This window comes from Arthrobacter sp. E70 (assembly GCF_058266945.1).
The window spans coordinates 154,406-168,411 of sequence record NZ_JBYQFR010000005.1; the positions used below are offsets into that span (position 1 = coordinate 154,406).

Genomic DNA, 14,006 nt, shown 5'->3' on the forward strand with positions numbered 1-14,006 from the left:
AGCCCGGCTTTCCGGCACCACCCTAGCTTGAAGGAATGGCTGCCGGACCCGCAGCGGGGTTGGACGGACCCGCATCAGAGACAATGTTGAAGCTGGGCCGTTTCTTCACGAAATGGGACCAGACCGGGGACGGCAGGGCGGTGTTCCGGGAAGGCGGCCGCAAGGGCGACATCTTCTACCGGGACCGCTGGAGCCACGACAAAGTGGTCCGGTCCACCCACGGCGTGAACTGCACGGGGTCCTGTTCCTGGAAGGTGTACGTCAAGGACGGCATCATCACCTGGGAATCCCAGCAGACCGACTACCCGTCGGTGGGCCCGGACAGCCCGGAATACGAACCCAGGGGCTGCCCGCGCGGGGCAGCCTTTTCCTGGTACACCTACTCCCCCACCCGGGTTCGCTTTCCGTACGCCCGCGGGGTCCTGGTGGAGATGTACCGGGAAGCCAAGGCCCGGCTCGGTGATCCGGTGCTGGCCTTTGCCGAGATTGCGGCGGACCCGGAAAAGCGGCGCCGTTACCAGCAGGCCCGCGGGAAGGGCGGACTGGTCCGGGTCTCCTGGCAGGAAGCCATCGAGATCGCGGCCGCGGCCCACGTGAACACCATCAAGACCTACGGCCCGGACCGCTGCGCCGGCTTTTCCCCCATCCCGGCCATGTCCATGGTGTCGCACGCGGTGGGAACCCGGTTCATCCAGCTCATCGGCGGCGTGATGACCTCCTTCTACGACTGGTACGCCGACCTTCCCGTCGCCAGCCCGCAGGTGTTCGGGGACCAGACCGACGTCCCGGAATCCGGGGACTGGTGGGACGCGCGGTACCTGATGATGTGGGGTTCCAACGTCCCGGTCACCAGGACGCCGGACGCGCACTGGATGGCGGAGGTCCGATACCGGGGCACCAAGGTGGTGACCGTCAGCCCGGACTACGCGGACAACACCAAGTTCGCCGACGAATGGCTGCCGGCCCAGGCGGGCACGGACGCCGCACTGGCCATGGCCATGGGGCACGTGATGCTCAAGGAATTCTTCGTGGACCGGCAGGTGCCCTTCTTCACCGGCTATGTGAAGCAGTACACGGACCTTCCGTTCCTGGTCCGGTTGGCAAGGAACGACGACGGCGCGCTGACGCCGTCGAAATTCCTCACCGCCCTGGACGTCCCCGGGGAGTCCACGGCGGAGGATGCGGCGTTCCGCACCGTCCTGTTCGACACCAAGGCCGGGCGGCCGGTGGTCCCCAACGGATCCATGGGGTTCCGGTACTCAGGCAGCGGGGAGGGCAAGTGGAACCTCGACCTCGAGGGAATCGAACCCGCCCTGTCCCTGCGGGACGTGTCCGCGGCGAGCGCCAAAATCCTCCTTCCCTGCTTCGAGGACCCCGGCGGTGCCGGCAGCATCCTGCGGCGGGGCGTGCCGGTGATCGAGGTCAACGGCGAGCTGGTGACCACTGTGTTCGACCTGATGCTGGCCCAGTACGGGGTGGGCCGCGAGGGGCTGCCCGGCGACTGGGCCGCAGGATACGAGGACGCCGCCACCCCCTACACGCCCGCCTGGCAGGAGGAAATCACCAGCGTCCCGGCCCAGGCCTGCATCCGGGTGGCCCGCGAATTCGCCCGCAACGCCGAACAGTCCAAGGGCCGGTCCATGATCATCATGGGCGCCGGCATCTGCCAGTGGTTCCACGGCGACACCACCTACCGGGCAGTCCTGGCCCTGGTCATGCTCACGGGCTGCATGGGCCGCAACGGCGGCGGCTGGGCGCATTACGTGGGGCAGGAGAAGACCCGGCCCATCACTGGCTGGGTGTCCCTGGCCAACGCCCTGGACTGGTCCCGGCCGCCGCGCACCATGATCGGCACAGGCTACTGGTACATGCACACGGACCAGTGGCGGCAGGACGGCTACTCCGCGGACGCGCTGAAGTCGCCGCTGTCCACCGGCAACCTGGACGGCATGCACACCGCGGACGCGCTGGCCCAGTCCGCGCGGCTCGGCTGGATGCCCTTCTACCCGCAGTTCGACCGGAACCCGCTGGACGTCGCGGACGAGGCGGAGGCCGCCGTCGCCGCCGGCACCGCTGCCGACGCCCCCGCCTACATCGCCGAAGCATTGAAGAACCGCACCCTCAACCCGGCGATCGAGGACGTGGACGCCCCGGCAAACTGGCCGCGGACCCTGGTGCTGTGGCGCTCCAACCTGTTCGGTTCCTCCGCCAAGGGCAACGAGTACTTCCTCCGCAACCTGCTGGGGACGCACCACAACGTCATGGGCCCGGACAGTGCCGCCGAACTGAAACCCAAGGATGTGGCATGGCACGACCAGGCGCCGGAAGGGAAGCTGGACCTCCTGGTGTCCGCCGACTTCCGCATGACCTCCACCACGCTCCTGTCCGACGTCGTGTTCCCGGCGGCCACCTGGTACGAAAAGAACGACCTCTCCTCCACTGACATGCACCCGTTCGTCCACGCCTTCAGCCCGGCCATCGACCCGCCCTGGGAAACCAAGACGGACTTCGACACTTTCCACCTGCTGGCCCGCGAGTTCTCCCGCCAGGCAAGGACCCACCTCGGCGTGCGGCGAGACCTCGTGAGCGTGCCCCTGCAGCATGACACCCCAGGCCAGCTCGCCCAGCCGGGCGGGGTGGTGCGGGACTGGCGGAATCCGGACATACCGGCCGTGCCCGGGCAGAACATGCCCGTCTTCTCTGTGGTGGAGCGGGACTATACGGCCATCGCGGACAAGCTTGCCGCCGTCGGACCCCTGGCTGACAAACTGGGCTTCACCGTCAAGAACGTCACCTACAAACTGGCCGGACCGCTGGAACGGCTCAGCCGGTCCAACGGCGTGATGCTGGGCGGCGCCGCGGACGGCCGCCCCGCGATGGACACCGACGCGAAGATGGCCGAGGCGATCCTGGCCTTCTCCGGGACCACCAACGGCGCGTTGTCCGTGCAGGGGTTCAAGGACCAAGAGGCGCGCACCGGGAGGAAGCTGGCGGACCTCTCGGAAGGCTCCGAGGAGAAATCCATCACCTTCGCCCAGACCCAGGCCGGCCCGGTGCCGGTGATCACGTCCCCGGAATGGTCCGGTTCGGAGACGGGCGGGCGCCGGTACGCACCATTCACCATCAACATCGAACGGCTCAAGCCCTTCCACACCCTGACCGGGCGGATGCACTTCTTCCTGGACCACGACTGGATGACCGACATCGGCGAGGCCCTGCCCATCTACCGGCCGCCGCTGGACATGCACCGGCTCTTCGGCGAACCGCGCCTGGGCTCCGACGGGTCCATGGAAGTGACGGTCCGGTACCTGACACCGCACTCCAAATGGTCCATCCACTCCGAGTACCAGGACAACCTGCTGATGCTCTCGCTCTCCCGGGGCGGCCCTACCGTCTGGATGAGCCCCGCCGACGCGGACGCGATCAAGGTCCGGGACAACGACTGGGTGGAGTGCGTGAACGTCAACGGTGTCCTGGTGGCACGCGCCATCGTCAGCCACCGGATGCCTGCCGGCGTTGTGTACGTCCACCACGCCCAGGAGCGCACCATCGACGTACCCAAGTCGGAGGCCACCGGCAGGCGCGGTGGCATTCACAACTCCGTCACCAGGCTGCTGGTGAAACCCTCCCACCTGATCGGCGGCTACGCGCAGCAGGCCTACGCCTTCAACTACCTCGGCCCCACCGGAAACCAGCGCGACATGGTGGCCACGGTCCGCCGCCGGTCCCAGGAGGTGCAGTACTGATGCGGGTGATGGCCCAAATGGGCATGGTGATGAACCTGGACAAGTGCATCGGCTGCCACACGTGCTCCGTGACCTGCAAACAGGCCTGGACCAACCGTGCCGGCACCGAATACGTCTGGTTCAATAACGTGGAAACCCGGCCGGGGCAGGGCTACCCGCGCCGCTACGAGGACCAGGACCGCTGGTACGGGGGCTGGTCGCTGAACAAGCGCGGCAGGCTGGTCCTGAAGGCCGGCGGCCGGGTGAAGAAGCTGTTCGGCATCTTCGCCAGCCCGGTCCAGCCCGAGCTCAACGACTACTACGAGCCCTGGACCTACGACTACAAGACCCTGGTGGACGCCCCGCTCGGCGACGACTTCCCGGTGGCCCGGCCCAAATCACTCATCACCGGCGAGGACACCAAAATCACCTGGTCCGCCAACTGGGACGACAACCTGGGCGGCTCCCGGGACAACGGCCACCTGGACCCGCTGGTGGAAAGGGTCCGGCGCGAGTCGGAGGACAAGATCAAGTTCGCCTACGAGCAGACCTTCATGTTCTACCTGCCCCGGATCTGCGAGCACTGCCTGAATCCGTCCTGCATGGCCTCCTGCCCGTCCGGGGCGATCTACAAGCGCGTGGAGGACGGGATCGTGCTGGTGGACCAGGACCGGTGCCGCGGCTGGCGCCAGTGCGTCACCGGCTGCCCGTACAAGAAGATCTACTTCAACCACAAGACCGGCAAGGCCGAGAAGTGCACGTTCTGCTACCCGCGCGTGGAGGTGGGCCTGCCCACGGTGTGTTCCGAGACGTGCGTGGGCCGGCTGCGGTACCTGGGGTTGTTTTTGTACGACGCCGATGCCGTCACCGCGGCTTCATCCGTCACTGACCCGCAGGACCTCTACGACGCCCAGATGGACGTGCTGCTGGATCCCCACGACCCCGCCGTCCAGGCCGAGGCGCGGGCGCAGGGGATCCCCGAGGACTGGATCGACGCCGCCCGCCGCTCCCCCGTCTACGCTCTGGCCAAGGTCTATAAAGTGGCCCTGCCGCTGCATCCGGAATACCGCACCATGCCGATGGTCTGGTACGTGCCGCCGCTGTCCCCCGTAGTGGACCTGCTGCGGGACCAGGGCCACGACGGCGAGGACCACGGCAACCTGTTCGGCGCCATCGACGCGCTGCGGATCCCGGTGGAATACCTCGCCGAACTCTTCACCGCCGGGGATACGTCCCGGGTCACCGCCGTGCTCCGGAAGCTGGCGGCCATGCGTTCCTTCATGCGGGGCATCAGCCTGGGCGAGGACCCGGACGAATCGATCGCCGAAGCGGTGGGCATGGACGGGCAGTCCATGTACGAGATGTACCGGCTGATGGCCATCGCCAAGTACAGCGAGCGCTACGTCATCCCCAAGGCCCATGTGGAGCAGGCCCACAACCTGGAGGAGCTGGGCTGCTCGCTGGATTTCGACGGCGGTCCGGGCATGCAGGATTCCTCGCCGCTTGGCGAGGCGAGCGGCAGGCCCGTCCCGGTGGCCGTGGACACGTTCCACGCGCTGCGCGAGCGGCAGACCACCGACGAGATCGCGTCGGGACCGGGCCTGCGCGGCCGGGTGAACCTGCTGAACTGGGACGGCCGGGGAGCGCCGCCGGGGCTGTTCCCGGACAGTCCCACAGCGCCCGGAGCCGGGTCCGGTCCAGGAGAGCGGCCATGAGCCGCCGTGACCGGGTGGTGTACCTGGCTGCCGCCTGGTGCCTGTCCTACCCCGACGAGGAGCTGGTGGCCCGGGTGCCGCTGATGCGGGCAGCCCTGGCCGAGTTCGACGGCGCCCTGCCGGACTTCGCACCGGTGCTGGACCTGCTGGAACGCACGCCCGCGATGGACCTGCAGGCGCAGTACGTCAGCGAGTTCGACCTGGGCCGGCGCCACGCCCTGCACCTGAGCTATTGGACGGATGGGGACACCCGCCGGCGCGGAGAGGTGCTGGCCGCGTTCAAGGAGGCGTACCGGCGCAGCGACGTCCTGGTGGACCTGGACGGCGAACTGCCGGACTACCTGCCCATGGTGCTCGAATATGCGGCCAGGGTGGACTTCGCCGCCGGCCATGAACTGCTGGCCAGTTACCGCCCCAGCCTGGAGATGCTCCGCCTCGGGCTGCTCAGGGACCGGCTGCCGCACGCCCGGATCCTCGCCGCCGTCTGCGGCACGCTTCCCGGGAAGTCACCCGAGGACGAGCAGGCCGTCATGCGCATGGCCGGACTCGGCCCGCCCACCGAAGCCGTGGGGCTGGACCCCTATGACCCCCGGCTGCTGCCCGTATGGAGGACCTGACCATGCACGCACTCGAAGCGGCGCTGCAGACGGGGCCCGGAGCCGCCGTCGTCATCACCACGTGGGACACCGTGCTGTGGGGCGTCCTGCCGTACGTGATGGTGGTGGTGCTGGTAGGCGGGCTGGTGTGGCGCTACCGGTACGACCAGTTTGGCTGGACCACCAGGTCCTCGCAACTGTACGAATCACGGCTCCTCCGGATCGCCTCGCCCCTGTTCCACTTCGGCCTGCTGGCGGTCATCGCCGGACACTTCTTCGGCCTGGTGATCCCCATGGCATGGACCCAGGCAGTAGGGATGAGCCAGGAGTTCTACCATTTCAACGCGCTGCTGGTGGGCGGCATCGCGGGCGTGGCCACCCTGGGCGGGATCGCCCTGCTGATTTACCGCCGCCGCACCACCGGGCCGGTGTTCATGGCCACCACCAGGAACGACAAGACCATGTACGTGGTGCTGACGGCGGCCATTGTGTTCGGCCTCTGGACCACCCTGGCCAGCGTCTTCGAAGGCGAGCGCGGGCACAACTACCGCGAAACGGTGGCGCCGTGGTTCCGTTCGCTGTTCATCTTCCAGCCGGACGTCGCGGCGATGGCGGCCGCACCGTTCTCGTTCCACCTGCACACGCTGGTGGGGATGGCGCTGTTCGTCATCTGGCCCTTCACCCGGCTGGTGCACGCCTTCACCGCTCCCCTCCACTACCTGTTCCGCCCGTACATCGTCTACCGCTCCCGGGACACCGCCAATGGCCGGCGTATCCAGCGGACCGGGGGCCGCAGCAGGGACCGGACAGCAGCCGGCACGCGGTCGCAGGTTGCGGCCCGGCGCGGCTGGTCGCCGGTGGGAACACCGGACCGGGACACCCACAACCGCTAGCCCGCCCCGCCCCAGCCCCGCGCCTCCACAGGCCGCACAAAAGGAGTCAGCAATGTCCGGAACAACAACCTCCGCGGCCACGGGGCGCGGCCTGAACCTGGCGCTGGCCACCGCCGCGTCCGTCGCGGGTTTCTGGGCGTGGAACTCGGTGGCGACGCTGGGTGCGTTCTATACGCAGAACCTGGAACTGACGCCCGCCACCACCGGGATCCTCGTGGCCATGCCGGTGTTTGTGGGTTCCCTGGGACGGATCGTGGTGGGGACCCTGACCGACAAGTATGGCGGCAGGGTAATGTTCACCTTCGTCCTGCTCGCCGCCATCCTCCCGATCCTCCTGGTGGCCGTGGGAGGCCTGGTCAGCTCCTTCGCGCTGGTGCTCGGCGCCGGGCTGCTGCTGGGCGTGGCCGGGACCGTGTTCGCCGTCGGAATCCCCTTCGTCAGTGCCTGGTACGAACCTGCCCGCAGGGGTTTCGCCACCGGTGTGTTCGGGGCGGGCATGGGAGGGACCGCGCTGGCCGCCTTCCTGAACCCGCGGCTCGTGGCCGGGATCGGCTATTTCCCAACGCACCTGCTGATCGCCGGTGTCCTGGCGGCAATGGCGGCGCTGGTCTGGTTCTTCATGGAGGAGTCCCCCGGCTGGGCGCCCAACCACGCCCCCGTGATGCCAAAGCTCCTGGACGCGGCCAGGACCCCGGTCACGTGGAAGATGTGTTTCCTCTACGCCGTGGTCTTCGGCGGCTTCGTGTCCTTCGCCACGTACCTGCCCACCTACCTGCGGGACGTCTACAGCTTCGATCCTGCGGGCGCCGGAGCCCGCACCGCAGGGTTTGCCCTGGCCGCGGTGCTTGCCCGTCCCGTGGGCGGGGTGCTGGCCGACAAACTGGGCCCCAAGCCCGTGGTGCTCGTCTCGCTGGCCGCCGTCGCCGTGCTGGGCTGGGTGGTGAACCTGCGGCCCGACGGCGAAGTCCCGGCAGGTGCCACGTTCGTCGCCATGGCCGCGGCGCTGGGCCTGGGAACGGGTGGCGTGTTCGCCTGGGTGGGCGTCCTGTCGCCGGCGGGAAAGGTGGGCAGCATCAGCGGCATCGTCAGCGCAGCGGGCGGCCTGGGCGGCTACTTCCCGCCCCTGGTCATGGGCGCTACCTACGACGCCGCGACGCGCAGCTATTCGATCGGGCTGCTCCTGCTGGTGGGCACGGCCCTGGTGGCACTGCTCTTCACCCTCTTCGCGGTGCAGGCCCGGTCAGGCGCGCCCGCGGTTCAGCGGGCACCGTAGCGCAGGTACACCACGCCGCTTGTGGAGAACCGCCGCTCGTCCAGGAGTTCGAACCGGGCGTCGAAGCCGTCCGGAAACAACCGCAGGCCGCCGCCCACCACGGCAGGAGTCACGAAAACCTGGCACTCATCCACCAGCCCCGCCCTGAGGGCATGGGCGGCCAGGGTGGGGCCGCCGATGCTGATGCTTCCCTCCCTGGCGTTCTTCAGGTCCTGCACGGCATCCGGAAGGAACTGCCGTTCCAGGCGGGTCCGGCCCGTGGAGACGCCGCCCAGGGAGCTTGAGTAGACCACCTTGTCCGCGCTGCGCCAGATCCGTGCATAGTCCTGGATCACGGGCGGGTCATCGGGCGTGCCCATGGTCTCCCAGGCCTTCATCACCTCATACATGCGCCGGCCATAGAGGGAGGTGCCCACATCACGCTCCAGGTCGTTGATGAAGGCGTGGACTTCCTCGTCCGGGGCAGCCCAGTCAAAGTTCCCGGCCTTGTCCGCGGTGTAGCCGTCGAGGGAGGCGATTCCGGAGTAGATCAAATGGCCCATGGGGACCATTCTGCCGCCGGAACTCAGTCGCGCCTAGGCTGCCGGGATACCAGGAACTGTTGCCCCAGGGTCCACAGGTTGGAGACCGTCCAGTAGACCAGGACGCCGATCGGGAAGAAGACCCCGCCCGCGGCGAAGACGACCGGCAGGACGTACAGGAGGACCTTCTGCTGGCGCACCAGGGGGCTGTCCGCGTCCTGCCCGTCCAGGGTCCGGGCGGCCACGAGTTTCTGCGTGAGGAACTGGCAGGCAGTCATCACCAGGATCATGGCGACGGCGAGCACGGCGAGGGCTGCAGGGTTGCCGCTGCCGTGAAGCAGCGAAGCGGACAGCGGCACGCCGGCGATGCTCGCCGCGTCGAACTGCGCCACCTGGTCACGGCCCATCGCTCCGATGCCTTCGCCCCGCCCGGCGGCATTCGAAATCCCGGACAGCACCTGGAATAGCCCCAGGAAGAACGGGGCCTGGATCAGCAGGGGCAGGCAGGCCGAGAGCGGGTTGGTGCCGTGCTTCCTGTACAGGGCCATCTGTTCCTGGGCCATGGCCTGCCGGGACAGCTGGTCCGTCTTGCCGCGGTACTTTTCCTGCAGTGCCATCAGGTCAGGCTGGAGGAGCCGCATCCGGCGCTGCGCCCTGACCTGGGCCAGGAATACGGGGATCAGGGCGGCGCGGATCACCAGCACCAGCCCGATGATGGACAGCGTCCACGTGAGGCCGTCCGACGCCGGCATGCCCAGGCCCGCCAGGCCGTCGTGGAAAGCGACCATGATGACCGACACCAGCCACCGGAACGGTTCCATGACCGCTGTGAAGAAGTCCACCGAATCCCCTGTCCGCCAGTTGCTGCCAAGCTACTGCGGATTGGGGAAACAGGAAAGCCCCCGGGATCCGTGCGATCCAAGGGGCTTGTCCTGTAGCGGTGGGGAGGCTCGATCTCCCGACCTCACGATTATGAGTCGTGCGCTCTAACCAACTGAGCTACACCGCCACGAATGAGAAAAACCTGTGTCAAGCCGGTCAAAACCGCCTTGACACAGGCCCTCATTCAGAGCCCCCCACCGGAATCGATCCGGTGACCTCGTTCTTACCAAGAACGCGCTCTACCACTGAGCTAGGGGGGCAACGAGTAAATACTCTACCGGAAGATTTCCGCACCAACAAATCGGCGTCCGGCGCCACTCCCGGACACTGCAACAGTTGCATCCCGGCCGCCCCGAAGCTCCGTTTTCCGCGGAATTCCGGGGCTGTAGAGCTGGCGGGAGGCAGGACGGACGACGGCGACAAGCACTTTCCGGCGCCCTCCGCCTCCATTCCGCGGTCGGAATGTGTCCAGCCCCACATGCGGCTTGGCGTTAAACGCCGATGGGCCGGCTCGAAAGCCGGCCCATCGCCGTCGTCAATCACTCATACCCGCGGAAGGTTTACCACTTGCCCTTGCGGTTGAAGTCGCGGTGTCCGCTGTCGCCGCCGTGGCGGGGCTTGCGGGACCCGTCACCGTGGCCGAAGGAACGCTCGGAACGCTCGCTGTACGAGCGGCCGCCGCGGTCAGCCGAGGACCGCTCGCCGTCGTTCTTCCGGAATTCCTTCTTGAACCCGCCGCTGCCCTTGAAGTTGCCGCCGCGGTTGCCCTGGTAGCTGGGGCGGTCTCCGGAAGGCCTGCGGCCGTTGTCCAGCTCCAGGTGGATCAGTTCGCCGCCAATCCGGGTGCGGGACAGGGCGCGCAGCTGGTCCTGGCTCAGGTCTGCGGGCAACTCCACCAGGGAGTGGTCCGAGCGGATGTCGATGCCGCCGATCTGCGAGGACGAGATGCCGCCCTCGTTGGCGATGGCGCCCACGATCGAGCCGGGCATGACGCGCTGGCGGCGGCCCACAGCGATCCGGTAGGTGGCGTTGCCTTCGGTCAGCTGGCGGCTGGGCCCGCGGGAGCCGAAGCCGTCCTTGGAGCGTTCGCGCTTCTGGAACTCGGGAGCAGCGGGCAGTTCCTTGACCAGCAGCGGCTGCCCGCCCTGCGCCATGACTGCCAGTGCCGCGGCGATTTCTGCTGCCGGCACCTTGTGCTCTTCCTCGTAGGAAGCGATGAGGTCGCGGAACATGGAGACGTCCTCGGAGGCGAGGGTCTCGGTGATCCGGTCGGCGAACTTGCCCAGGCGGAGCGTGTTCACGGTCTCCGCGGTGGGCAGGTGCATCTGCTCCACCGGCTGGCGCGTGGCCTTTTCGATGGCGCGCAGCAGGTACTTCTCCCGCGGCGTCATGAACAGGATCGCGTCACCGTTGCGCCCCGCGCGGCCGGTGCGGCCGATGCGGTGCACGTAGGACTCGGTGTCGTGCGGGATGTCGTAGTTGATGACGTGGCTGATGCGCTCCACGTCCAGGCCGCGGGCTGCGACGTCGGTGGCCACGAGGATGTCGATCCGGCCTTCCTTCAGCGCGTCAACGGTGCGTTCACGCTGCTGCTGCGGGATGTCGCCGTTGATGGCGGCAGCCTGGAAGCCGCGGGACTTCAGCTTGTCAGCCAGGTCCTCGGTGGCCATCTTGGTGCGCACGAAGGCGATCACGCCGTCGAACTCTTCCACCTCGAGGATGCGGGTCATGGCGTCCAGCTTCTGCGGGCCCATGATCTGCAGGTAGCGCTGGCGGATGTTGGTGCCCGTGGACGTCTTGGTCTTGACCGAGATCTCGGCGGGGTCGTTCAGGTACTGCTTGGACATGCGGCGGATCTGGCCCGGCATGGTGGCGGAGAACAGCGCCACCTGGCGGTCCTCGGGGGTCTGCTGGAAGATCTGCTCCACGTCTTCGGCGAAGCCCATGCGCAGCATCTCGTCAGCCTCGTCCAGCACCAGGTACTGGAGTTCGGACAGGTCCAGGGAGCCCTTGGAGATGTGGTCGATCACGCGGCCGGGGGTACCAACAACCACCTGGGCGCCACGGCGCAGGCCGGCAAGCTGGGGACCGTAGGCGGAGCCACCGTAGACGGGCAGCACCGTGAAGTCGTCGATGTGCTTGGCGTAGGAGGTGAACGCCTCGGCCACCTGCAGCGCGAGCTCACGGGTGGGGGCCAGGACCAGGGCCTGGGTCTTGCGGGACGGGCCGTTCAGGTCGTGGAGTTCGGCCAGGCGGGACAGTGCCGGCACTGCGAATGCTGCAGTCTTGCCGGTACCGGTCTGTGCCAGGCCAACAACGTCGCGGCCCTCGAGCAGCAGCGGGATGGTGGCTGCCTGGATGGGGGACGGCTTTTCGTACCCGACGTCCTGCAGGGCGGCCAGGACCCGGCCGTCAATGCCGAGGTCGGCGAACTTCACGGTGTTCTCGTCGTCGTTCTGCGCAGCGTCAGGAGCCTCAGCGGCGGGAGCGGTTACGGGAGCCTCGGCAGCAGCCACGGGGGCGTCCTCGATAACAGCGGCGGATTCATTCTGGTTTTCGGGCATAGGGAGTTATTCCTCATCCATAGGGGGCCAGGCGGCACTACCCGAGGTGAGCGGGGCCGCAGTACACGTGCCGATGGTGCCGGGCAAACGTTGACCGGCCGGTCACAGAAGTCCGGCGCTTTCGCAATCCCGTGGCAGGACTTCGCGCTGCATCTCTTGGCTGCTATCCCAGCAGTCTGTACAGCGTTTTCTTTAGCCGGCTCTCCCTATGAAAATGCCCGCATCGCTTGCGCGGGCCCCAACACTTGCCAGTCCTGCCTCAAAAATTGGGCAGGAATAAGGGATTTCCGGAGTGGGGGATGTATCCAGTGTAGGGCACCGGGCCCCCGGACCGTTAATTGAGCGGACGACGGCGGCAGGTGAGCTTGGGCACACCCTCACCTACCGCCGTCGTACTTCCTTCCGTCAGAGACCCAGCTGCCGTTCCAAGGCCGCGAACTTGTTGCTGAACTCCGGCTGCTGCAGGCGGATCCGGCCCTCGGCATCCGCGTCCTTGAGCGCCTCCATGGACTCGGCGTCAGGCTCGCTGAACCATTGACCCACCGTGATCCCATGCTGCGGAACGTAGGTCCGGTGGATGTGGTCGCCGGCCTGGATGGTGCCGGTCTTCAGGACACGCAGGTAGGCTCCCACCCGGCCTTCCTCGGTGAAGCGCCTGACCCACTGCCGCTCCCCCAGCCGCCGCTGGAAGGTGGCGCACGGGGTCCGGGGCGATGTGACCTCAAGCTCGACGTCCAGCCCGATCCTCCAGCGCTCGCCGATGACGGCCGATGTTGCATCGATGCCGGCTACCCGGAGGTTCTCGCCGAACGCTCCCGGCGGGACGTCCCGCTGCAGCAGGCCGGCCCAATAGTCGGCGTCCGCCTGCGAGTAGGCGTAGATGGCCTGGTCCTGGCCGCCGTGGTGGACCCGGTTGGCCTGGATATCACCCTGCAGTCCCAGCCTGTGCACTTTGACCGGCCCTTCGGCAGGCCGCTTGTCGATGGCAGTGACGCCCACGTTGGAAGCGTCCGGCAGGAGCTGGTGGACGCGGCAGACGGCAAGGACTGAAGCTGTTTCCATGGCATCAGTCTAGGGTTCGGCGGTGCTGCGCCCCCGGCGGCCGGAAGATGGGCAGTTCTCCCCTGCCGCCAAGCGCCGTACTGCTCGCAGGCCGCACCGCCAGGTACTACGCTGAAGCGAGGATTGCATTGGGGGGTGCAGCGCTGTGCCCGATTCACCTGAACGACGAAGGGGACACCGTGGACTCGAACCAAAAAGACCCGGACGGAACGCCGCCGCCCGGCGGATCCGGCGGGGAGGACACGCCCAAGCCTCCTCCCTGGCAGGTCCCCAAACCTGAGCTGCGCCCGGAGCTCCTGAACGAGCCCGTCACGCCGGTTGACCCCTTCGCGAGGGAAAGGGAAAAGCAGCTCAACGAAGCGGCAGCGCGGAAGAAGCGTTCCCAGCGGCGCACCGTGGTGGTGGGGCTGGGTGTCACCGCGCTGCTGGCCGGAACCATCACGGCCGTGGTTGCCAGCAATGAGGATGACCCCGAGTACGCGCAGGTGTGCTTCAACGACGAGACCGGCGAGCGCGTGGCGGACACCAACTGCGACAGCTCCGCCGGCCGCAGCGGCGGCATCTACGCCTGGTACTTCTACTCCCGCGGCGCCAGTGTTCCATCCATCGGCCAGAACCGCTCCACCGCGCCCAACTACACCCGGACCATCCCCAGCGGGGCCAAGGCCTCCACCGGGTACAGCACCAAGGGCGGCACCGTCAGCCGCGGCGGCTTCGGCACCAGCGCCAAGAGCGGCTCCAGCGGCGGCGGCAGCAAGGTCTCGGGTGGCTGAGC

General features: G+C 67.7%; 10 protein-coding genes and 2 tRNA genes. 6 read left to right on the plus strand and 6 right to left on the minus strand.

Going from position 1 to position 14,006, the window contains the following annotated elements:
• Window positions 1-35: 35 nt before the first annotated feature.
• Genes AC3IMC_RS08030 through AC3IMC_RS08050 form a run of 5 tightly spaced genes read left to right on the plus strand, consistent with a single transcriptional unit; the run spans window position 36 to window position 8,202 of the window.
• Entirely contained in the window at window positions 36-3,746 is a 3,711-nt protein-coding gene (locus tag AC3IMC_RS08030; protein WP_490917870.1) for a nitrate reductase subunit alpha, read from the plus strand.
• Entirely contained in the window at window positions 3,746-5,440 is a 1,695-nt protein-coding gene (gene narH, locus AC3IMC_RS08035; protein ID WP_490917871.1) for a nitrate reductase subunit beta, read from the plus strand. Before AC3IMC_RS08030 ends, narH begins: the two co-directional genes overlap by 1 nt.
• A complete protein-coding gene (gene narJ, locus AC3IMC_RS08040; protein WP_490917873.1) occupies window positions 5,437-6,057 on the plus strand; it encodes a nitrate reductase molybdenum cofactor assembly chaperone in 621 nt (206 codons plus the stop codon). The genes narH and narJ overlap by 4 nt, the downstream gene beginning before the upstream one ends.
• A gap of 2 nt (window positions 6,058-6,059) precedes the next feature.
• Window positions 6,060-6,929, plus strand: coding sequence for a respiratory nitrate reductase subunit gamma (gene narI / locus AC3IMC_RS08045; RefSeq protein WP_490917875.1), 870 nt, complete (start codon window positions 6,060-6,062; stop codon window positions 6,927-6,929).
• A gap of 52 nt (window positions 6,930-6,981) precedes the next feature.
• Complete coding sequence (locus tag AC3IMC_RS08050; RefSeq protein WP_490917877.1) at window positions 6,982-8,202, plus strand: MFS transporter; 1,221 nt, start codon at window positions 6,982-6,984, stop codon at window positions 8,200-8,202.
• Here AC3IMC_RS08050 and AC3IMC_RS08055 read toward each other — a convergent pair.
• From AC3IMC_RS08055 to AC3IMC_RS08080, 6 genes are all read right to left on the minus strand, one after another.
• Window positions 8,187-8,744, minus strand: coding sequence for a dihydrofolate reductase family protein (locus AC3IMC_RS08055; protein ID WP_490917879.1), 558 nt, complete (start codon window positions 8,742-8,744; stop codon window positions 8,187-8,189). The two genes, AC3IMC_RS08050 and AC3IMC_RS08055, sit on opposite strands and share 16 nt — an antisense overlap.
• Window positions 8,745-8,767: 23 nt before the next feature.
• Window positions 8,768-9,565, minus strand: coding sequence for a membrane protein insertase YidC (gene yidC, locus AC3IMC_RS08060; RefSeq protein ID WP_490917881.1), 798 nt, complete (start codon window positions 9,563-9,565; stop codon window positions 8,768-8,770).
• A gap of 93 nt (window positions 9,566-9,658) precedes the next feature.
• Window positions 9,659-9,732: transfer RNA gene (locus AC3IMC_RS08065), tRNA-Met, on the minus strand.
• Between the two features lie 61 nt (window positions 9,733-9,793).
• Window positions 9,794-9,865 (minus strand) — tRNA-Thr (locus tag AC3IMC_RS08070).
• Between the two features lie 300 nt (window positions 9,866-10,165).
• On the minus strand, window positions 10,166-12,169 hold the full coding sequence (locus AC3IMC_RS08075; RefSeq protein ID WP_490917882.1) for a DEAD/DEAH box helicase: 2,004 nt from the start codon (window positions 12,167-12,169) through the stop codon (window positions 10,166-10,168).
• Window positions 12,170-12,574: 405 nt separating this feature from the next.
• A complete protein-coding gene (locus AC3IMC_RS08080) occupies window positions 12,575-13,231 on the minus strand; it encodes an MOSC domain-containing protein (RefSeq protein WP_490917884.1) in 657 nt (218 codons plus the stop codon).
• A gap of 179 nt (window positions 13,232-13,410) precedes the next feature.
• Here AC3IMC_RS08080 and AC3IMC_RS08085 point away from each other — a divergent pair, with 179 nt between their 5' ends.
• Window positions 13,411-14,004, plus strand: coding sequence for a Tat pathway signal protein (locus tag AC3IMC_RS08085; RefSeq protein WP_490917886.1), 594 nt, complete (start codon window positions 13,411-13,413; stop codon window positions 14,002-14,004).
• The last annotated feature ends 2 nt before the right edge of the window (window positions 14,005-14,006 follow it).